The sequence below is a fragment of the Vreelandella sulfidaeris genome (genome assembly GCF_042429665.1).
GTDB lineage: Bacteria > Pseudomonadota > Gammaproteobacteria > Pseudomonadales > Halomonadaceae > Vreelandella.
The window spans coordinates 1,445,511-1,465,941 of sequence record NZ_JBHMAC010000010.1 but is presented as its reverse complement, the minus strand read 5'-3'; the positions used below and the strand labels follow the sequence as shown (position 1 = coordinate 1,465,941).

Here is a 20,431-nt window from a genome sequence, read left to right as displayed (position 1 = left end):
CTAACGTTTAATAATGCTTATGATACACACAGCTGAGCAGAAACGATGCCCACCAAACGTCTCTATTAACTTGGTGTGCAATTACCCATTTGCGGGTCAAGATGCGTCGTTAACCTAGTGATTATAATGATTTCACCTATGTCGTATTGGTAATCGGGCAGCCATATTCGTATAATTCCTGGCCATAAACGCCTCAGAAACGATTGCCTAACCATTGCACTACCAAGGAATCAACGATGAACTTCGACAATATCCCCGCTGGAAAGGATCTCCCTAACGACGTTTACGTGGTGATCGAAATTCCCGCCAACCACGATCCAATCAAATATGAAATTGATAAGGACATGGGCGCGCTACTCGTTGATCGCTTTATGGCTACCCCCATGTTCTACCCCGCCAACTACGGCTTTATCCCGCACACCTTGGCTGACGATGGCGATGCACTCGACGCATTGGTAGTGACCCCACACCCTGTTCAGGCGGGTAGCATCATCCGTGCTCGCCCTGTGGGCATTCTCAATATGACCGATGAAGCTGGCGAAGACGCCAAGTTAATTTGTGTCCCGCACGCCAAGCTGAGCTCGCTCTACGACGATGTTCAGGAAGTGACCGACCTACCCGAACTTTTACGCCAGCAGATTGCTCACTTCTTTGAGAACTATAAAGACCTCGAAAAAGGCAAATGGGTAAAAGTTGAGTCGTGGGAAGGTGTTGAGGCGGCACGCAAAGCCATTGAAAAATCCGTTAGCGCTTATCAAAAAGCCTAACTATCGCCTCACTGCTATCCACTAATTGTTAGCGGATGCCACAAAAGGCCGCCTTCGGGTGGCCTTTTGCGTTTTTGTCGGTTAGCCCGAGCAATGACTTGCCGCGTCATGTCACCGCAAGGTATACGCCAAGATTTAGGGATGCGGTATGCTATGTTGTTGATCGCGTGGGTACTGATGAAGGATGTAACGTGTTAGTTGTTAAGCGCCTAAAGCTATTTACTGTTTTTGTTTTGTTGCTCGGCTGGCTGCCGCTGATGGCTCATGCACAGTGGTTTTCGTCCAACAATCAGGATAACTTTTTACCCGTCATGGAGGCGTTCCAGCCTTCCGCCTGGCACGATGGCAACACGCTGTTCATCGGCGTGGACATAACCGATGGCTATTATCTTTATCGGCATCAGTTTGCGGTCACAAGCCAGACAGACGGCGTGACGTTAGGTGAACCAAGTCTACCCCCTGGACACTTCACCACTGATGAGTTCATGGGTGATGTGTATGTCTTTCGCGACCAGGTGGTCTTTGAAACCCCCTTGGAAGCGACCTACTCAGGTCCTCTTAGCGTTGCGTTGACCTTTCAAGGATGCGCCGATGCCGGGCTTTGCTACCCTCCGGAACAAACCATTCTAGAGGCCAGTGAAACCCAACCCCCCAGTCAATTCGCCGATTGGGAAACCGCTAACAGCGTCAACGTTCAGCCAGATACCGCCGCGCCAGAGGCATTCTCCGCGCCTCAGAGTGAAGATAGTCGCTTTAGCACTTTAATCAGCGAGGCGAGTCTTCCGCTGGCACTGGGGCTATTTTTTATCGCTGGTTTAGGCCTCACTTTCACACCCTGCGTATTGCCAATGATCCCGATCCTGTCGTCGATCATCGTGGGCCAGCATCCTACCCGGCCACGCGCCTTTGCACTCTCGCTCAGCTACGTGTTGGGCATGTCGCTGACCTACGCACTGGTAGGCGTGTTAATGGGTTTATTTGGCGCGGGGCTTAACCTGCAGGCACGCCTTCAGTCCGCACCGGTATTAATCACCTTTGCGCTGCTTTTCACGCTCTTTGCGCTGGCCATGTTCGGTGCTTTTAATCTTACCCTTCCCCCTCGTTTAAGCCGCCGAATTGATGCCTGGCAAACGCGTGCTCAGCGCAGCGGCCCAATGGGGCTGGCAGTAGCGGGTGCGCTGTCGGTATTGGTGGTTTCACCTTGCGTCACCGCCCCATTAGCGGGAGCGCTAGTGTTTATTTCATCCACCGGTAATGCAGCGATAGGCGGCGCCGTGCTCTTTGCGTTGGGCCTAGGAATGGGTCTACCGCTTCTATTGGCAGGCACTTTCGGTGCTACGCTGCTGCCCCGATCAGGCGCCTGGATGAATGGTGTAAAGGTGGCATTTGGGCTATTGCTGCTCGGCGTAGCCATATGGATGATTGAACGCTTGGTGGCTGCCCCACTAGCCCTTTTACTTTGGGCTGCGCTTGCCATTGGTAGCGGGTTGGTATTGGGCGCCCTAAGCCTTAATCAAGCGCAAGGGTGGCCACGCGCTCGCCAAACGCTTGGCATCATGCTGCTAGTATGGGGTGTACTGCTGGTGGTGGGCGCAAGCCTTGGCGGCAACGATCCGTTACGTCCTCTTGCCGGGTCTTACGATGTTAAAGGCACGCAGACGGAAGCTAGCATCGACTTCATCAAAGTGGACAACCTTGCAGCACTTAACGAGACAATCGCCCAAGCCAGTCGCGCTAATCAGCCAGTGTTTGTACACTTTACCGCCGACTGGTGTATTTCCTGTCAGTTAATGGAGCGGAATGTCTACACCCAGCCTGATGTGGCTCAAGCCCTAAGCCACTACACCTTAGTGGCTGCCGACGTCACCCAAAACAGCCCCCAAAGCCGTGAGCTACTTAAACACTTTAGCCTCTTTGGCCCTCCCAGCTTGCTCTTTTTCAGCCACGACGAAGAGATTCGCCAGGCTCGTATCCAGGGCGAAGTGACCGCCAGCCAGCTACAAGAGCATCTCGACTCAGTGCGTGCATGGCTGACGAGCCAATCAGCTTAAGGCGCTGACAACCCCATAGTGCAGAGCTATTTTCGAGACTGGTCTCAGAACCGTTTTCAGGCCTGTTGCCAGCAGCTAGTCCAGGCACTTTTTCAGCACCCTTTCCACGACTATGGCGCCTTTCTGATGCGAACATCGTCAAACGGTTGTTTAAATTATCGTGACGAGCCGATGTGAGTCATTACACTGGCCGTAACTGGACATCGTGGCACTTTTTCGGCAAACTCCGCTCCCATATTAGCTAAAAATTGCTTTTTTAAGGTTGAGAACGCGGTAACGTTCGCTAACATGCAGCGTTCTCTTCATTTTAAAATTTGGTTTACTGCGCTACTTTCCTTAATGAGAGTAGCGCCGCACCCTTGCCAATCACCAAGGCTTGCCGTGCGTTTACCTTTTATGACATTGATGGGGCCATGCCATGGATATCCGCAAAGTTAAGAAACTGATCGAGCTGCTCGAAGAGTCCAATATTAGCGAGATCGAAATTCAGGAAGGCGAAGAATCCGTTCGTATCAGTCGCCACCCGAATGGCGCCACCTGGCAACCACAGCCGATGCCGCAGTACCCGCAATACGGTCAGCCAGCTCCTGCCCCTGCCCCCAGCAGCACCCCAGCGGCCGTTGATGCAGAACCACAAGGCGCCAGTTACCGCGGTGAAGCCGTTAACTCGCCCATGGTCGGTACGTTCTATCGCAGCCCGGCACCGGGTGCCAAATCGTTTGTAGAAGTTGGCGACAGCGTCAAGCAAGGCGACACCGTATGTATCATTGAAGCCATGAAAATGATGAACCAGATTGAAGCTGACCGCGACGGCGTGGTGGAAGCCATCCTAGTGGAAGACGGCGAACCGGTGGAATTCGATCAACCCATGATCGTTATCGCTTAATCCTTCATTTTCAACACGGGTGGACTCTCCCATGCTGGACAAGGTACTTATCGCGAACCGCGGCGAGATTGCCCTCCGTATCCTACGGGCCTGTAAAGAGCTGGGCATAAAAACCGTAGCGGTACACTCCAAAGCTGATCGTGAACTCATGCACGTTCGCCTGGCGGATGAAGCCGTGTGTATTGGCCCGGCATCATCAGCGCTGTCTTACTTAAACATACCGGCCCTGATCAGTGCAGCCGAAGTGACTGACTCAACCGCTATTCACCCTGGCTATGGTTTTCTTTCAGAAAACGCCAATTTTGCTGAACAGGTGGAGCGCTCTGGGTTCACCTTTATAGGCCCAAGCGCTGAGACGATTCGCTTAATGGGCGACAAAGTCAGTGCGATTCAGTCAATGAAAGAAGCGGGCGTCCCGACGGTGCCTGGCTCGGATGGCCCGCTAGGGGAAGATGACGCTACCAATTTAGCGACGGCGCGCCGCATTGGTTACCCAGTGATCATTAAAGCCGCGGCAGGCGGTGGTGGCCGTGGCATGCGCGTCGTGCATACCGAAGGCCACCTGTTGTCGGCAATTACCGTTACCCGCACCGAAGCGCACGCGGCCTTTGGTGATGGAACGGTCTACATGGAAAAATTCCTTGAAAAGCCGCGCCACGTAGAAGTTCAAGTGCTTGCCGACGGCCAAGGCAACGCCATTCATCTTTACGACCGCGACTGTTCATTACAGCGCCGCCATCAAAAAGTACTTGAAGAAGCGCCAGCCCCCGGCCTTGACCCTGAGGCCCGCGCCCAGGTTCTTGAAGCCTGTCGTCAGGCGTGCATCAAGATTAACTACCGGGGTGCCGGCACTTTTGAGTTCTTGTATGAAGATGGCGAGTATTTCTTTATCGAAATGAACACCCGTGTTCAGGTTGAGCACCCGGTCACCGAGATGGTCACCGGCGTAGATATCGTTAAAGAGCAGCTACGCATTGCCTCGGGTATGCCGTTGTCGATTCGCCAGGAAGATGTACAGCTCAATGGACACGCCTTTGAGTGCCGGATCAACGCCGAAGACTCGCGCACCTTCATGCCCTCGCCCGGCAAGGTCACGCTATTTCACTCACCGGGTGGGCTGGGTGTACGCATGGATTCACATCTGTATACCGGCTACACCGTCCCCCCGCACTACGACTCTCTGATCGGCAAACTGATCACGTGGGGAGCAGATCGTGAAATAGCCCTGACGCGCATGCGTAATGCGCTTGACGAGCTACTCGTAGAAGGCATTAAAACCAATATCGATTTGCAAAAAGATTTGGTTCGCGACAGCTATTTCCGTCAAGGCGGTGTCAACATCCACTATCTGGAAAAGAAACTCAGCAGCTAGCTTTTCTTTCCAGCGCGCCCTTTCCAGCGCACTGTGTGATACCTAGCGGGGTGGCCATGTCCACCCCGTCATTGTCTTTACTGTACATGTCTTTAATTCGCCTTGCGGAGAACCTCCATGCCCTGGCTTCAACTCAAAGCCCACGTTGCCCCTGAGCAAGCAGAGTTTCTTGAAGAACTACTGCTAGAAGAAGGCGCGACAGCCATTGGCCTTCAGGACGCCCACGACGACCCCGTATTTGAGCCCGAGCGCGGCACAACCCCGCTCTGGGAAGATACCATTCTGACGGGGCTTTATGATGACCTGGAAGGGGTTGACAGCATGCTGGCGCGTATTGAAGCTGCTTGGTCAGAACAGATGCCTGGTGAACCCTGCCCTACCATAGAATATGAGCTACTCGCGGATCGGGATTGGGAGCGTGAGTGGATGGATGATTTCACCCCTCTGCGCATGGGCCAGCGCCTGTGGATTGTGCCCAGCTGGCACACGCCGCCTGAGGAAGATGCCGTTAACTTAATCCTCGACCCAGGCCTTGCGTTTGGCACCGGCACACATGCTACCACTGCGCTATGCCTTGAATGGCTTGACGAGCTAGCGGTTAATGGCCAGTTAGCGCAGCAGAGCATTCTGGACGTAGGCTGCGGCTCAGGCATTCTGGCAATTGCCGCACTCAAGTTGGGCGCGCGGCATGCCGATGCAACCGATATTGATCCCCAGGCGCTGCAAGCCAGCCGTGACAACGCTGAACGCAATGGTATTGCCGAGTCAGCATTAACGCTGCACTACCCTGAGCAGTTAAGCAATAACGGCGACTACCCTATTGTGACCGCCAATATTCTGGCAGGACCGCTGGTCGATTTAGCGCCGATGATTGCAGGTCATGTTGCCCCTGGCGGCCGCATTGCGCTCTCGGGCATATTGGCCAACCAAGCGGAAGAGGTTCTCCAAGCCTATGAGGCGCAGGGCATTTTGATGCATGAGCCGGTGACTCGCGAAGGCTGGGTGCGCCTTGACGGACAACGTCCGAGTTAAAGCCGCCAACGGCCTTCACCCTAACGCCGACTAGGCGTATCATACGCTCCCTTAAAAGCATTCACTCGCCGCCAGCAAGTACCCATAAGCCAAATGTTATGACAAGCAACCCACTAGCCTCCAAGCAGCCCGTTAGCATCGGCCCTTACGCATTACCGAACCAGGTAATGCTCGCGCCGATGGCGGGTGTCACTGACCGCCCTTTTCGCCAGCTATGCAGGCGTCTTGGTGCTGGTTGGGTTGTCGGTGAAATGGTCACAGCTGACCCAAGCCTTTGGCATACGCGCAAATCACAGCTTCGTATGGATCACCGTGGCGAACCCGATCCGCGAGTGGTACAAATTGCCGGTGGCGATGCCGAAATGCTTGCTCAAGCGGCACGCTTGAATGCGCAGCTGGGTGCTCAGATCATTGATATCAATATGGGCTGCCCTGCCAAAAAAGTGTGTAATAAAGCGGCAGGGTCGGCACTACTGCGTGATGAAGCATTAGTCGCTTCTATTCTCGATGCAGTGGTCGCGGCGGTCGATATTCCCGTTACGCTAAAAATTCGAACGGGCTGGTGTGGCGAGTCGAACAATGCGCTGAGAATTGCCCGCCTCGCCGAGTCGGCGGGCATTAAAGCGTTAGCCGTTCATGGCCGTCATCGCCAGCAGCGCTATACTGGACAAGCGGAGTACGACACGATTGCGGAGATTAAATCTCACCTGTCGATACCAGTGATTGCTAATGGCGATATAACCAGCCCTGAAAAAGCCGCCGACGTTCTTGCCTATACCGGCGCTGACGCGGTGATGGTGGGTCGTGGCGCCCAAGGCAACCCATGGATATTTCAACAGATTAGTCACTATCTCGAACATGGGAACAAGATGGCGTTGCCAAGCCTGATGTCACGCCACCATGTGCTTCACGAGCACATAGAGGCGCTGCATGCGTTTTATGGCACGACCATGGGGGTGCGTATTGCTCGTAAACATGTCGGCTGGTATCTCAGCGATGACCCTCGCTTTACCCAGCTTCAACAGCGCGCACTAAAGCAGCAGTTCAATACGCTGGCATCACCCGAAACGCAATTTGCTTGGATCAAAGACGCGATGGCTCCCGATGCTGCCGCGCGTTTGCTAGCCAAAGGAAGCTATGCTGCATGACCGAACGCGATCTTCTCTCAAGCGACGCCTATTCCCAGCTGTCAGGCACGCTAGCTGACCCTGCCGCCAGCACGCCGCCTCAACCGCTTCGGGAAGCTGTCGAAACGGCGATGCGCCGCTACTTTGAACACTTAGACGGCAGCCAGGCGAGCGACCTTTACGCCATGGTCTTAGCGGAAGTAGAGGCGCCGCTACTTTCCTGCGTGCTGGAACATACCGACGGTAACCAGACGCGGGCCGCTGATGTCTTAGGGCTAAACCGCGGCACGCTGCGTAAAAAACTCAAACAGTACGGTCTTCTAGAAGGTGACGCCCCATAACATTGGGGCGTTGTTGTTTTTAATTCTTGGCTCTCCACACGAGTATTCTGATGGTTGATAACTCTGCTACCCCCGTCCGCCGCGCTCTATTGAGCGTTTCTGATAAAACCGGCATCGTGGAGTTCGCCCGCGGCTTAGCTAAGCACGGCGTTGAACTGTTGTCGACGGGGGGAACCTTTCGGCTATTGCAAGAAAATGCTATTCCCGTCAAGGAAGTCTCTGAACATACCGGCTTTCCTGAAATCATGGATGGCCGCGTCAAAACACTCCACCCCAAAATTCACGGCGGTATTTTAGCCCGTCGCGGACAAGATGACGCCGTCATGGCCGAGAACGACATCACGCCTATTGATATGGTCGTGGTCAATCTCTACCCTTTTGCTGCCACCGTCGCCAAGCCGGACTGCTCGCTAGAAGATGCCATTGAAAATATCGACATTGGCGGCCCGACCATGGTGCGCGCCTGCGCCAAGAATCATGCCTACACCACCATCGTGGTCAACAGCAGCGATTACCACCGGGTGCTTAGCGAGCTAGACGCGAACGAAGCTCAGGTCAGTCGCGACACCCGCTTTGACTTGGCAGTGAAAGCGTTCGAGCACACCGCAGGCTATGACGGCGCCATCGCTGATTACCTGGGCCGTAAAGTCACGGCAACCGATGCAAGGTTTCCGCGTACCTTTAACCTGCAGCTCACTAAAAAGCAGGACATGCGTTACGGCGAAAACCCGCACCAGCAAGCTGCGTTTTATATCGACCCCCAGGCCGAAGAGCCCAGCGTCACCACCGCCAACATGCTGCAGGGAAAACCGCTTTCCTATAATAATGTCGCCGATACCGATGCTGCCTTTGAATGCGTCAAAGCCTTTAGCGAAACGGCCTGTGTGATCGTCAAACACGCCAATCCTTGTGGCGTAGCGTTGGGTGACACTGCGCTTGCAGCCTATGAAAAAGCCTTTGCCACCGATCCAACCAGTGCGTTTGGTGGCATCATTGCCTTCAACACGCCACTTGATGCACAAACGGCCCAAGCGATTATTGATCGCCAGTTTGTTGAAGTCATTATTGCCCCTGGGATCAGTGACGAAGCAGCGGCCATCGTTGCCACTAAACAGAACGTGCGCGTACTGGATGTCAGCGCCCACTGGCCCGGCAAGCAGGCGCCTGCGTTGGACTTCAAACGCGTCAATGGCGGTTTACTGGTGCAAGAACGCGATGATGGCATGGTCACGCGTGACGACCTGACCGTGGTAAGTCAACGCGCGCCCAGCGAGCAGGAACTACGCGATTTGGCGTTTGCCTGGCGCGTGGCTAAGTTTGTTAAATCTAACGCCATTGTATACGTTAAAGAAGGCCAGACGGTGGGGGTTGGTGCAGGCCAAATGAGCCGGGTTTATTCCGCCAAAATCGCGGGGATTAAAGCTGCTGATGAAGGGCTCTCCGTGCCGGGCTCGGTGATGGCCTCAGATGCCTTTTTCCCGTTCCGCGACGGCATCGATGCAGCCGCCGCGGCAGGTATTACTGCCGTTATCCAGCCAGGTGGTTCTATGCGCGATCAGGAAGTTATCGACGCTGCCAATGAGGCAGGCATTGCCATGGTATTCACCGGCATGCGCCACTTCCGCCACTAAGTTAAGCCTCTGCTAGGGAGACAGTAACTCCCGAAACTAAAAGCCCCCACCAGCAGCATGCTGGTGGGGGCTTATTTATGACGTTCTTATTCCATCAAGAACGGCTGGCGCTTAGCCAAGGTCAATACACAGGTACTTGGTTTCCAGATACTCTTCCAAGCCCTGATGTCCCCCTTCGCGGCCTAAACCGGAGGCTTTCACCCCACCAAACGGTGCAGAGGCGTTAGAAATGGCGCCGGTATTAATGCCCACCATGCCGTATTCAAGCGCCTCGGCGACACGCCATACTCGAGAAAGATCCCGCGAATAGAAGTAGGAGGCCAAACCATACTGGGTATCGTTGGCCATCTCGATGGCGGTCTCCTCGTCATCAAACGGGAAGACAGCGGCCAGCGGGCCAAAGGTCTCTTCATGAGCCACCTTCATTTGATCAGTTGCAAAACTGATCAACGTCGGTGTAAAGAAATTGCCCCCTAGCGGATGCGGGTGCCCACCCAACAGCAGCTCCGCGCCTTTATCAACGGCGTCCTGCACATGCTCACTGACTTTTCTAACCGCATTATCATCGATTAAAGGGCCGATATTGATGTTGGGCTTGGTACCATCCCCCACCTTCAGCTCGCTGTTCATCGCCACCGCTAATTTTTCACAAAACGCGTTAATCACGCTGGATTGCACTAAAAAGCGGTTGGTACAGATGCAGGTTTGACCGGCGTTACGGAACTTAGCCGCCATGGCTCCTTCAACAGCAGCGTCTAAATCGGCATCCTCAAATACGATAAAGGGTGCATTACCGCCTAGCTCTAAGGATATTTTTTGCACGTGCTCAGCCGCCTGAGACATCAGCTTACGGCCCACTTCAGTCGAGCCAGTAAAGGTGATTTTACGTACTTTCGGCGACTGGGTCATGGCCTGGGCGATGTCGCTAGCACTCCCTGGCACCACATTAAAAACACCACGCGGAATACCCGCACGCTCTGCCAATAACGCCAAGGCCGTTGCAGAGAGAGGCGTTTGACTGGCAGGCTTAACCACAATCGTACAGCCTGCTGCTAACGCCGCACCTGCCTTGCGGGTAATCATGGCGGCGGGGAAGTTCCAGGGAGTAATCGCCCCGACTACCCCAACAGGCTGCTTAGTGACCAGAATACGCTGATTGGCTTTCGCTGCGGGAATCGTTTCACCGTAAACGCGACGACCCTCTTCGGCAAACCAGCGTATAAAACTGGCGGCATAGGCAATCTCGCCAGCCGCCTCTTTTAGAGGCTTGCCCTGTTCGTAGGTCATTATCATGGCGAGATCCTGCTGATGCTCAAGCATCAGATCATGCCACTTCAACAACAAATCGGCGCGTTCCTGGGCAGTCAGCGCGCGCCACGCGGGCAGCGCTGCATCCGCCGCATCAATGGCGCGTTCGGTTTCCGCCTTACCCAATCGCGGCACATCCCCAATCGGCTCGCCGGTGGTTGGGTTCACTACCGTTATTTGCTCACCGCTATCCGCTGCCACCCAGCTACCATCGATATAGGCAAATGGGCAGTACAGCTGTGTTTCCTTAAGCGCTTCCATGACAGACTCCTGACCAAGGTGTTGGTCTTATAGGCTCTTCAACCTCTTCATGCTAAGACGAAACACCAGGTTAGGCCAAGTTTGTAGCGTGCGTTTTTAGCCAGCTATCCACTATCCCTTCATTTAATGAGCATCAAGCTGTTCATTTTATAAGCATCAAGAATTCGTGTCGGGTCGATTGGTTACTACGGAACGCTCCCAGCATTACTGACGACGTCATACTGGAGTTTTGTTTTTCTACTCCCCGCATCATCATGCATAAATGGCGCGCCTCTATTACCACCGCCACCCCCTTTGCCTGGGTCACTTCCTGCACGGCATTGGCGATCTCGCGAGTCAGATTCTCTTGAATCTGCATACGGCGCGCAAACATATCGACGATACGAGCAAACTTGGACAATCCCAACACTTTGCCATTGGGCAAATAAGCAATATGGCATTTGCCAATAAACGGTAGAAGATGGTGTTCGCACATTGAGTAAAGTTCAATGTCCTTCACCAGCACCATTTCATCGGTTTGAGATTCAAACACCGCGCCATTAATGATCTCTTCCAATGACTGAGTGTAGCCAGCGTTCAAAAACTGCATGGCCTTCGCCGCACGCTTTGGCGTATCTCTTAGCCCTTCACGGTCAGGGTCTTCGCCAAGGGCTGATATAATCTGGCGGTAGTGGTCGGCGATATCATTGGACATAGTAAGCCTCTTCAAAAACTATACGTCATCACGCCAAAAGCCCAGAACCTCGGCACTCTTTGCACGTGAAAATTAATCTTTTGTTCAAGCGGCGTTATATAACACCTTCTTTGCACAAGTTATACCAACGTGTTTTTTTGGCTAAACTGTACGTCGACTGTTAAACAAACCACGTATTTTACCCTACTTGGGCAACTTTTGGTTTATCAGTTGCGACACAGCGCCACGCCCTCCGCGTCGCACATCAAGGGCCTGTGCTATGATAAATCGATAGTGATTACCGCCTTTATTGCAGGCGCCAATAGTGAGAGTTCATCATGTCATTTAAATCATCCTATTTTGGGTTAGCCGCCCTTTTGGCCCCTTTTTTAGCGACGCCTCTCTATGCGGACACCGCAGAGGCCACCCTCGCATTACCCAGCGAGGCAACCATAGGCGTCGAGGTTGTCGAAAAACTTACCTTTACGACAGACCAAGCGCGACTCAATGATATTTTGCTACACCCGACCCAGACAGCTGGCGCTTCGCATTCATTGCCGGAATATTGCGTTCTAGTCGGTAAGGCACAGTTAGTGGATGAACGCATTCGTATAACAACTCAAGAAGCGACGTGCATCGAGACCAATGACGCTGACAGCCATATCTTTGATGGCGAATTTAACGCAAGCGCCTATGCCGATGACGGCCAATACGGCGTCGCCTGCGAAAACGAGCCATGCACGCTCTCGCCTGGGCAAGCTTTTATTCTTACCTTAGATAACGCCGTTGAGATTGAAGAGCAGGACAACCCCTCTAAAGAGCTTAACCTGCAACGCCGCCAAGTTGACGAGGAAGGCATTGGCAACCCCGTGCCTCGCGAAGAGGCAGTGCCTTCTGAAGCGGCACCTGAAGGGGCTGTGCCTAATGAGAAGGTGATTCAGGACTAAGTGAGTCGTCTAATCCGGCTCTCTTATGCTAGCCAGCGAGGATTATCCAACTGCAAGCATTGTTGTTCCAACTGGCGGATATGCTGATCCCAATAGCCACTATCCGCCAGCCAGGGAAACGCGCGGGGAAAAGCAGGATCATCCCAGCGCGCCACCAGCCATGCGGTATGCCTTACTAACCGGTAACTCCTCAATGGTTCTATCAGATCCAATTGCTCGCTCGGAAACGAGCGTGTTTCCTCATAGCCTTCCGTGATTTCATTTAAATGTACACGCCACCCCTGCGGGTCATCCGTCGGTAGCAGCATCCAGATATCCTGAATGGCTGGCGCCATCAAACAGTCATCAAAATCGACCAGCGTAAACTGCTCGTCTCGCCCCAGCACGTTGCCTAAATGGCAGTCGCCATGGCAACGAATCAAACTGCTGACAGGCACACTGTGCTTGTCTAATTGCTGATGCATCTTGTCAATGACATGGTCGTAAGCCCGGCGCTGGCGCTGATTCATCCACTGGCTAGCCAATACGTTCTGCTGCGCCTCTCGCAGCCCATGCGCCAACTCAAGCGTCTGGCGATGCTTGAATGGCTTCTTAGCCGATACGTCATGTAATCGACCCAGCACTTCGCCCATGGCAAACAGGTGTGACGGGTTGTCCAACTCTGGCGCCTGCCCAGGACAATGGGGAAACAGGGTAAAACGAAACCCCTGGAAATAGTGCAAGGAAACGCCTGACGCATCCCGCCAAGGGGCAGCCACCGGTACGTTTCGACGCGCGAGCTCCTGCAAAAAATCATGCTCTTCCTGAATCGCCTCATCAGACCAACGATCCGGGCGATAAAACTTCACTATCCAGCTTTTACTATCGTCATCACGGAACATTAATACGCGGTTTTCGTAACTATTGAGCGCAAAAGGCTCACCGGCGGGCCAAATATCTAGCGACTCTATGGCAGACATCACTACATCGGGTGAAAGAGAGCTAAACGGGTGCGTCATGGGCCGCTCCTGAGTTGGCGAAAGAGAGAGTCTATCAATCCTTACCCAACGGTGTCCTTGCCGCGGCCCAAAGATCAACGCGACTCGCACCGGCTTTCAATGCCGATTTTGCCAATGCATGCCCTGTTGACCCCGTGGTGATAACTTCAATCATCAGGAACGGTTAAAAAAACAATAACAACAGTAAGCTATTGGTTTAAATAGCTTAATATTACGGGCAAACGTCCAATACCTAAGGCACAACACTCGTCAGAAACGTCCACTGGGACAACTTGTTTTATCGGTGATTGGCATTCATTAATTAGTGAATTTTTACGTCATACCCAAGTACTTTCAGCCTTTACTCGTTCTGCCATTCCTAGGAGGACAAAGCTCTGGCCTCGCCCAGCATTGAAGACCAGCCACCAAAGCTTTGGCAGGACTGCCTCTATTTTGGCTGTAGAAGTCTTCATAAGGTCCTTTGCACCATCTTTCACTTCGTTGTAGTAGTAGACATGTAAGAACTGATCAGCTTGCCACTCAGTAGGAACATCATCATTGAGCCATGCAGGACGGTATTCAGGAGCTTTGCTAGCAATATTTTTCAGATAACTGATGCATTACCCCACTCCCTGATAAAACGGCTTCTATGAGCATCATAGGCTTTCTCAGCAGTTGTGTGTGACAGGGCCTACCCACACTTTTGCTTTTTCTGCTTCAGGCTAGCTCCGTCAACAGCATTAATCTGATTTTCTTGGACACTCACTACTTCACTTGCTGGCATATTTAACAAAAATTAATCTTTATTAGCTTTGATAGTAAACTTAAGTAAAATTGATCAGAAAAGCAAATTAACTTAAACTTATTTCGCCTTGAGGCCATAAAATTCATGTCTAAAAAAAAGACATAATCATATAAGCAAAGGGAATAAAGAATGATAAAGTTAGCATTGTGTTTTGTGGGGCTAGTGTTTCTTTCTGGTTGCACGATTACTGGCGAACCAAGAAGTGAGAATGTTGCTTTTGATGGAGAAGGGTATATTGTAACTACTGAAACATTAAAAAACTCCATTTCAGTAGGTGACGTTTCCGACTTTCCTGGGACTAGCAACTTTACATATAGCGGAAGGTTAGCTCCTAATTTTAGTGATGAAAGCTTTAAAGAGGTGCTTGAGGAAAGCCTTAAAAACTCAAGCCTGCATGGAAACAGCTATGTATTAAATGCAAAACTTATAGATAGTGGTGACTGGTCTGACTGGGGTACTTCTTTAGGATCTAAAAGTCGTCGCATTGAGATTGAATATACATTAGCAGATGATAACGAAATCATTTACAATGAAACTATAATAAGCGACATAGCAAGAGAAAATTATAATCCACTAGCTCCTGCCTATTTAACACAAAGAGTTACAGCAGAAGTAAATTATGCTGAAAATATCAAACTTCTTATTGAAGACCTAAACAAATTATAAAGCATCTTAGCAACTCATAAGAAAGCCAGTCTCAATGACTGGCTTTTTAACAAATGCGGGGCATCTACTAGCTAATTAGTGAATTTTAACGTCATACCCAAGTGCTCTCAGTCCTTTACTCGTCCTGCCATTGCGAGGAGGACAAAGCTCTGGCCTCGCCCACCAGCTCATTTCAGATATCTGGTTGATACCAAAATGGGGGAACTTCCGCTTCTCGCTATACGCTGCATCAAACAGCCTATCGCCAATATCTTCGGGCTTACCTGAGTCCATAACGTATATCATAAGGTCTTTGATGGTTTGACCTGACTGGTTCTTCTTTTTCCACAACCATTCAGCAAAGGCTTCTACTCGCTGTTCCATTTGAACACCAGCCTCATCAATACCCAATGTCTCCAACCGCATACGTTTAACATGGTCAGCGGTGGAATGGTTGGCTTTGCAGATCTCAGCAAAGCCCTCAACCGTTAAGTCGCCTATGCTCTCTTTTGACAGCAACTCATGGAGTTTAGGAGCCCTCTCATGGCAGTTATGGTCCTCATCGGAAGGTGGCTCTGGGAGTCTAGACCACCACTGAAGCCCTTCCTGTAAAGCCTTCGCTGGATCGGCTCTATTTTGGTTGTAGAAGTCTTCGTATGGATGCTTTGCACCATCTTTGACTTTGTTGTAATAGTAAGCATGTAAGAACTGGTCAGCCTGCCACTCTGGGGGAACATCCTCATTGAGCCATGCAGGACGATACTGTGGAGCCTGTCTGGCGATGTTTCGAAGGTAAGATAGCCCATTGCCCCACTCCCTGATAAAAAGGGTTCTATGGGCATCATAGGCTTTCTGAGGGGTCATGTGAGTTGTCGGGCCTTCCCAGATTTCATGCTTCCTCTTCTTCAAGCTTGCCTCGTCAATTGTTCGCAATTGACTTCTTCTCATCACGTATAGAGCTTCTTGCTCTACGATAACCTCTTCCGTCAGTGGGAATATCTCTTCATACGAAGATAAGTTTTCAAAAAACAGCTCTAATTGACCTAACGAGTCATCTGCTGAAAGCTCTTCTTCGCTCAGGAACACCCCAAACTCGATGTTCGTAAACCAAGCCCTATCCGTTAGGTTGGCTGAGCCGATGTATGCTCCATAGCCCTTCCACCAGATAACCTTCGAGTGAAGAATATCAGGCACAAGGTTACAGAATATGTTGTTGCCTACGTTTGCCAGCAACTTCCTTAGCAGTATTGGTGACACTGGAACTGTGTGGTCATACCGCATCCAGATATCTAAGCGAAGCTTATTATCAAGACAGTTTTGGAGAAGAGTAGATGCATCGCTCCCATAGGCAATAGCTGCCTTAACAAGCTCAACGTCGTCATCAGTTGATGGCAATACGTCACGAAGGTAATTACCATTTAGTTTGTTACCAAAAAACTTTATGAAATTTTTCAGCCTTTGTTTATAATAAGTTACCCACTAACCGTACCTATGAAGAATGTATAAAAACAAATATCATCAGCTACGTTGTATTGTATATCCTGCCATAGAATCTTCTAGTAAGTTGTAAGAAAAATAGACTTCTAGTTTTCGCCTGAATTTTAAAATCTCATCTGAATCACACTCAGAGAAGTAAGTTTGTAAACAATGAGCCAAAAACATAAGTTTTCCAGAATCTTTAAGCCATATCGAGTAATTTGTTTCTTTCGTAAATGGATCGATTCGAAGGTTGACGTTTATAATACTAAAAAATACTGATGGCTCTTTCTTTATTGAAGCTACAATGAGTTCAGCGATGCTATTTTGAATATAGTCCTCTTCCTTGAAAAGTCGGACAAAAAAATCAAGTTGCTGATTCACATCTAAGAAACCATATTCCAAAAGCTTTTTTAGGTTCTCACAGACCCATACATAGAAAGTTTTCCTCTTATGCAGATCTGTTTCAAAAAGAAGCTTGATAAATTCGGGTGAAGAGAAAAGCTTTATATATTCATCACTCACTTTTTTGGAAACAAAATATTCCAGCAAAGCTTCATTATCATTTTCTGAAATAACATCAATCAGATCGTATTGAATCAATACTGCCATTAACAGTTTTTTTTCTATACCAGTCGCTTCTTTATATACCTCTTCAAGCTCTTCCATATTATTAATTGGATAATATGTTAATAAAAAATACTTTAAAGTATTACCTGTGCTGTCAGCTATTGAAAGCATTAATTTACTAGACAAAGCTAGCCGATCAAAAGCTTTAGAAAAGCTTTCGTCAATTAACATAGTGATACCATAAGATAAATCAAATCTAATGATATCTAAAAAATCTCTTGTTGTGCAGTCAACTATTCTAATACCTATCTGTGGTATATCCTGCACCTCTTCATTTAGGTGCTGACCTTTGTTAATTAGGTCTAACATAACTGTAATATCATCCATACCTTACAACTCCTTGCTTTCGTTAATAGCTTTCTCGATGAAGCAGTCAACTTGCCTTCGGTAAGAACGATTTTTTATTCTCATTGTGCCAGAAAATTTATTATAAATAGTGCTAAAAGATGTATTGACTAATAGATAAATATCTTCGCCCCTTCCTTCCCGGCTAACAATATATCGATCATGAAAATCGAACATTGTTCTACGAATGCTCAAATTTTTGAATATACGTTTCTTGTGAATTTCTTCTTGAGCCTGCCGTAGCTTTGTTTTTAACTCTTGTTCACCACCCGCTTCGGTATTTTTAAGACGTGACAAAAAAACCACTTCACGGTTAGCCTTCTGAGCAAAAAGTTCTACCGCCAATTGAATTGCCCTTGGCTCTAAATAAGGATCAACTATAATAATCTGATCTGCCCCTGATTGAGAAAAAGCAGTCTCTAAATTTTTAAGAGCGAACTCTTTTGAGTCGCTTTTCCCCCAAAGGCCCGGTATTACCGTAAGCGGATCATAATCCAATTCAGAGGTTATCTGCTGTTTTCTTTGGCTCCAAAGGCTCATTCATTCTCACCTATTACAAAATCATTACTCATAAAGCGATTAATTCTTTTATTGCCAGATATAAGAACAGGTCCAGTCTGTATATTCATGGAAACATGGACTTTTTTTACAAAGAATGACTTCGATTTGTATACTATATCGCCACCTTGGTAGATTTTAGTTTCGACAGAATCGGGGGAGAAACCACATTTAAAATAATGTTTTTCATTATCCAACAATAGAGTTTCGCTATGCTCTTTACCTTTTTCTTCTACGGTAATGTTGACATTACAACCTTGATATCTCAAAAAATAGTCATTAAATTGCAGTGAAATATCAGGGTCAGCATCGTCACCAAGAAACTTAAAACTTTCTTCAATCCTTATAGGAACATACAATCCAAAGGTTTGAAAAAGATAAGGAAATCTTTTTAAGTCAACACTAAATTGATCTTTAATCTTAAACAATGCCCCTTCGTCAGTCAGTAGATTCTCTATATCACTCACATTCTCATTATTTGAATAATAATAGTTCACCTTACAACACATGCTTATAAAAGGATTGAAATCACTATCTTTTGTGTAGTCTTTATCAATGAAGATTTCTTCACTTTTCTCTTCAGGCAATAGTAACTTGAGATTTTCGTTTATAGTTATGCAATTATCGCTTATTGAATTTGCCCATTCATCAATACTTTCAAAGTCACGAAAATAAACTTCAAAATTATTATTAATACTGCACTTTCTCCACTTTTTAACTCTGTAATCTAACTCAGTTAAATCCCATTCCACTCCGTGACCATAAACAAACTCCCAGGAATTCTTGGCTTTTCGGCATATTATTAAAACTCTAAATATACTTTCCATTTAAAAAACCCTTTTCATTAAATAACAATTCAGCCCAAAAAATTTTAATTAGTGTCGTATCTTGCCAAGCCTCTTTAGCTCCAAAGCCAACGTCATACCCTTTTCAGCTATTTTCCGTAATAAATTTTTTACTGATAGCATTTCCTTTTTTCGTATTTATAATTAATAGGAATTAAAATAGCAACTGGATTCAATATCTTCGTATTACAATTTTTCACTATTTAGCTTAAATTGGTACTCAATTTTATGGCCTTTATCTGGTAGGCACTCAAATGAGATTTCGCTCCCTTTCTTAGCTGTCATTAAATCTTCTAATGGTTTTAAATAAACTGCATTTATATATGTGATCTTATTAGGCAATGATATTTTCTCTCCAAATATTTCCAGAACCCCGCCTTCTTCCTCTATCCTTAAATCTGTTGAAGATCCTATTTTTAGTTTATCTATTGCCTCAGAGCCATCGAAATCCAAAATTAAGCTAATTTTTGAATTAGCTTTTAAAATTTCTTCATGATTAACAAGTTTTCCTGATAGTATATTTGCTACATTACATATCTCTAGAACTTCTTTTTCAGAATAAAAGCAATTTTGTTTATAGTGTATCTTATGTTTAAGTTTTTCAGAGATAATTCTTGCTTTATCAATAAAAACAAGCACTCTATCAATATCACGAAACTCTGATACTTCGCTCATTCTCTCAGTATTTGCTTCAAAGGCCGTATCGCCATTTATTTCCAAAGAAGTATGTAGCTCCGCACCATAAAAAACATTATCAAAAAAGTTTTTAATCTTATTAAAATAAGGTAATTTGCTAACTTCTTTTCCCTCCCAAAGTGCAAAATTTATCGAAATATTGAAGCTAGAGCTTTCATCTAGTTGTGCTAATGGGCGGGAATAACTGAATTTAAAAAGGCCAGAACAAGCATTACCTTCAAACCGCATAGCTTTAGTTCCAAAAAAAACCTTACCATGCACATCATTAAACTGCTCTGTTACATTTTCTTTCGGGTTTATTAACCATATTCTATGTATGGCTTCGATACCGTCTTTTCTTATTTCGACGTGTCCCAACCTATCGGGTGATCCACCAGGAAAATCAATTCCTTTTACATTAAAACACTTTGCTGGCAACTTAGCATCTTGCCCTTCTTCAAACATTTTTCTCAGACTTTCTACACCTTCCTCACCCTTCACTTCAAAATTAAAAGTTACATCTTCCTTCGCACGATACTCGAAAACAGTCTGCCCATCTTTGTAACGGGTGATAACTTCAAACCTTGGGTCGGAGTTCTCTATTGCTTTGGCAGTGGCTGTGTGAATGTTTGGTATTGCTTTCGCCAAAATCTTTTTAGGTAGGCCAGTTAGAGCCATTGTGGTTTGTTGTATGGCATCTTCATCAGAAGGCAGTCTCATACCTTGTTCTTTAATTGCCGTTGCTTCGGCATTTGCCTTCCATTCTTTGAGTAATTTCGCTGTGTAACGGGCTTTATCACGATCAATAATTATTGAGCAGTTAGAACATAGCCATATCGCATTGGATATAGAGCCTCGCTCAGATGATGTCATTGAGGGGTCATAACGAGGCCCACCGGGCGAGGCTGCATGTATATGTGCAGCAACCCCAATACTATTAACACCCAATTCTGATTCCCCTGGTGCCGCTGTAGGTACTCGGCAGTCAGGATTAGAGCACCGTAGAGCAACTCGTTGGCTCAGCTTGGTGATGTCTCCTTTCTTGAAATTATCCCGAGCCATATTTCTTTCCCTTACTC

The 20,431-nt window shown here is 48.3% G+C and carries 18 protein-coding genes; 10 read left to right on the top strand and 8 right to left on the bottom strand.

What is annotated here, in order from left to right:
• Nucleotides 1-236 precede the first annotated feature (236 nt).
• The 8 genes from ppa (at nt 237) to purH (ending at nt 9,207) form a co-directional block, all read left to right on the top strand.
• Nucleotides 237-767 (top strand): inorganic diphosphatase, encoded by a 531-nt coding sequence (gene ppa, locus ACFFLD_RS11570; RefSeq protein ID WP_386040293.1) that lies wholly within the window; start codon nt 237-239, stop codon nt 765-767.
• A gap of 191 nt (nt 768-958) precedes the next feature.
• On the top strand, nt 959-2,818 hold the full coding sequence (gene dsbD, locus ACFFLD_RS11565; RefSeq protein WP_386040291.1) for a protein-disulfide reductase DsbD: 1,860 nt from the start codon (nt 959-961) through the stop codon (nt 2,816-2,818).
• Nucleotides 2,819-3,236: 418 nt separating this feature from the next.
• A complete protein-coding gene (gene accB, locus ACFFLD_RS11560) occupies nt 3,237-3,704 on the top strand; it encodes an acetyl-CoA carboxylase biotin carboxyl carrier protein (protein WP_386040289.1) in 468 nt (155 codons plus the stop codon).
• A gap of 31 nt (nt 3,705-3,735) precedes the next feature.
• Nucleotides 3,736-5,076 (top strand): acetyl-CoA carboxylase biotin carboxylase subunit, encoded by a 1,341-nt coding sequence (gene accC / locus ACFFLD_RS11555; RefSeq protein ID WP_386040287.1) that lies wholly within the window; start codon nt 3,736-3,738, stop codon nt 5,074-5,076.
• Nucleotides 5,077-5,193: 117 nt separating this feature from the next.
• Entirely contained in the window at nt 5,194-6,108 is a 915-nt protein-coding gene (prmA, locus tag ACFFLD_RS11550; RefSeq protein ID WP_386040285.1) for a 50S ribosomal protein L11 methyltransferase, read from the top strand.
• A 98-nt stretch (nt 6,109-6,206) separates the two neighbouring features.
• Nucleotides 6,207-7,256 (top strand): tRNA dihydrouridine synthase DusB, encoded by a 1,050-nt coding sequence (dusB, locus tag ACFFLD_RS11545; RefSeq protein ID WP_386040283.1) that lies wholly within the window; start codon nt 6,207-6,209, stop codon nt 7,254-7,256.
• Nucleotides 7,253-7,576, top strand: a complete 324-nt coding sequence (fis, locus tag ACFFLD_RS11540; RefSeq protein WP_386040281.1) for a DNA-binding transcriptional regulator Fis — start codon at nt 7,253-7,255, stop codon at nt 7,574-7,576. Before dusB ends, fis begins: the two co-directional genes overlap by 4 nt.
• Nucleotides 7,577-7,626: 50 nt before the next feature.
• Nucleotides 7,627-9,207, top strand: coding sequence for a bifunctional phosphoribosylaminoimidazolecarboxamide formyltransferase/IMP cyclohydrolase (purH, locus tag ACFFLD_RS11535; RefSeq protein WP_386040278.1), 1,581 nt, complete (start codon nt 7,627-7,629; stop codon nt 9,205-9,207).
• Nucleotides 9,208-9,318: 111 nt separating this feature from the next.
• Here purH and ACFFLD_RS11530 read toward each other — a convergent pair whose 3' ends face one another.
• The gene (locus tag ACFFLD_RS11530; RefSeq protein WP_386040276.1) at nt 9,319-10,776 is read right to left on the bottom strand and encodes an NAD-dependent succinate-semialdehyde dehydrogenase; all 1,458 of its coding nucleotides are present in this window, start codon (nt 10,774-10,776) and stop codon (nt 9,319-9,321) included.
• A gap of 142 nt (nt 10,777-10,918) precedes the next feature.
• Nucleotides 10,919-11,470: a GTP cyclohydrolase I FolE gene (gene folE / locus ACFFLD_RS11525; protein ID WP_386040274.1), complete on the bottom strand. Its 552-nt coding sequence runs from the start codon at nt 11,468-11,470 to the stop codon at nt 10,919-10,921.
• A gap of 317 nt (nt 11,471-11,787) precedes the next feature.
• On the opposite strand from folE, the gene ACFFLD_RS11520 reads away from it, so the two are divergent.
• A complete protein-coding gene (locus tag ACFFLD_RS11520) occupies nt 11,788-12,396 on the top strand; it encodes a hypothetical protein (protein WP_386040272.1) in 609 nt (202 codons plus the stop codon).
• Nucleotides 12,397-12,419: 23 nt separating this feature from the next.
• Here ACFFLD_RS11520 and ACFFLD_RS11515 read toward each other — a convergent pair whose 3' ends face one another.
• Nucleotides 12,420-13,394, bottom strand: coding sequence for a serine/threonine protein kinase (locus ACFFLD_RS11515; RefSeq protein ID WP_386040270.1), 975 nt, complete (start codon nt 13,392-13,394; stop codon nt 12,420-12,422).
• A gap of 913 nt (nt 13,395-14,307) precedes the next feature.
• Between ACFFLD_RS11515 and ACFFLD_RS11510 the strand changes: the two genes are divergently transcribed.
• Nucleotides 14,308-14,844 (top strand): hypothetical protein, encoded by a 537-nt coding sequence (locus ACFFLD_RS11510; RefSeq protein ID WP_386040268.1) that lies wholly within the window; start codon nt 14,308-14,310, stop codon nt 14,842-14,844.
• Between the two features lie 75 nt (nt 14,845-14,919).
• Here ACFFLD_RS11510 and ACFFLD_RS11505 read toward each other — a convergent pair whose 3' ends face one another.
• The 5 genes from ACFFLD_RS11505 to ACFFLD_RS11485 all read right to left on the bottom strand — a co-directional run bounded on the left by ACFFLD_RS11505 (nt 14,920) and on the right by ACFFLD_RS11485 (nt 20,414).
• A complete protein-coding gene (locus ACFFLD_RS11505; protein WP_386040266.1) occupies nt 14,920-16,218 on the bottom strand; it encodes a phospholipase D family protein in 1,299 nt (432 codons plus the stop codon).
• A gap of 123 nt (nt 16,219-16,341) precedes the next feature.
• Nucleotides 16,342-17,256, bottom strand: coding sequence for a hypothetical protein (locus tag ACFFLD_RS11500; protein WP_386040264.1), 915 nt, complete (start codon nt 17,254-17,256; stop codon nt 16,342-16,344).
• A gap of 3 nt (nt 17,257-17,259) precedes the next feature.
• Nucleotides 17,260-17,814: a hypothetical protein gene (locus ACFFLD_RS11495; protein ID WP_386040262.1), complete on the bottom strand. Its 555-nt coding sequence runs from the start codon at nt 17,812-17,814 to the stop codon at nt 17,260-17,262.
• Nucleotides 17,811-18,659, bottom strand: a complete 849-nt coding sequence (locus tag ACFFLD_RS11490; RefSeq protein ID WP_386040260.1) for a hypothetical protein — start codon at nt 18,657-18,659, stop codon at nt 17,811-17,813. The genes ACFFLD_RS11495 and ACFFLD_RS11490 overlap by 4 nt, the downstream gene beginning before the upstream one ends.
• Before the next feature lie 204 nt (nt 18,660-18,863).
• Nucleotides 18,864-20,414, bottom strand: a complete 1,551-nt coding sequence (locus tag ACFFLD_RS11485; RefSeq protein WP_386040258.1) for a hypothetical protein — start codon at nt 20,412-20,414, stop codon at nt 18,864-18,866.
• Nucleotides 20,415-20,431: the final 17 nt, after the last annotated feature.

What these genes read in the sequence shown, in the direction of transcription:
- ppa (WP_386040293.1), top strand. Translation starts at nt 237, where the DNA reads ATGAACTTCGACAATATCCCCGCTGGAAAGGATCTCCCTAACGACGTT.
- accB (WP_386040289.1), top strand. Translation starts at nt 3,237, where the DNA reads ATGGATATCCGCAAAGTTAAGAAACTGATCGAGCTGCTCGAAGAGTCC.
- accC (WP_386040287.1), top strand. Translation starts at nt 3,736, where the DNA reads ATGCTGGACAAGGTACTTATCGCGAACCGCGGCGAGATTGCCCTCCGT.
- prmA (WP_386040285.1), top strand. Translation starts at nt 5,194, where the DNA reads ATGCCCTGGCTTCAACTCAAAGCCCACGTTGCCCCTGAGCAAGCAGAG.
- dusB (WP_386040283.1), top strand. Translation starts at nt 6,207, where the DNA reads ATGACAAGCAACCCACTAGCCTCCAAGCAGCCCGTTAGCATCGGCCCT.
- fis (WP_386040281.1), top strand. Translation starts at nt 7,253, where the DNA reads ATGACCGAACGCGATCTTCTCTCAAGCGACGCCTATTCCCAGCTGTCA.
- purH (WP_386040278.1), top strand. Translation starts at nt 7,627, where the DNA reads ATGGTTGATAACTCTGCTACCCCCGTCCGCCGCGCTCTATTGAGCGTT.
- ACFFLD_RS11530 (WP_386040276.1), bottom strand. Translation starts at nt 10,776, where the DNA reads ATGGAAGCGCTTAAGGAAACACAGCTGTACTGCCCATTTGCCTATATC.
- folE (WP_386040274.1), bottom strand. Translation starts at nt 11,470, where the DNA reads ATGTCCAATGATATCGCCGACCACTACCGCCAGATTATATCAGCCCTT.
- ACFFLD_RS11520 (WP_386040272.1), top strand. Translation starts at nt 11,788, where the DNA reads ATGTCATTTAAATCATCCTATTTTGGGTTAGCCGCCCTTTTGGCCCCT.
- ACFFLD_RS11515 (WP_386040270.1), bottom strand. Translation starts at nt 13,394, where the DNA reads ATGACGCACCCGTTTAGCTCTCTTTCACCCGATGTAGTGATGTCTGCC.
- ACFFLD_RS11510 (WP_386040268.1), top strand. Translation starts at nt 14,308, where the DNA reads ATGATAAAGTTAGCATTGTGTTTTGTGGGGCTAGTGTTTCTTTCTGGT.
- ACFFLD_RS11500 (WP_386040264.1), bottom strand. Translation starts at nt 17,256, where the DNA reads ATGGATGATATTACAGTTATGTTAGACCTAATTAACAAAGGTCAGCAC.
- ACFFLD_RS11495 (WP_386040262.1), bottom strand. Translation starts at nt 17,814, where the DNA reads ATGAGCCTTTGGAGCCAAAGAAAACAGCAGATAACCTCTGAATTGGAT.
- ACFFLD_RS11490 (WP_386040260.1), bottom strand. Translation starts at nt 18,659, where the DNA reads ATGGAAAGTATATTTAGAGTTTTAATAATATGCCGAAAAGCCAAGAAT.
- ACFFLD_RS11485 (WP_386040258.1), bottom strand. Translation starts at nt 20,414, where the DNA reads ATGGCTCGGGATAATTTCAAGAAAGGAGACATCACCAAGCTGAGCCAA.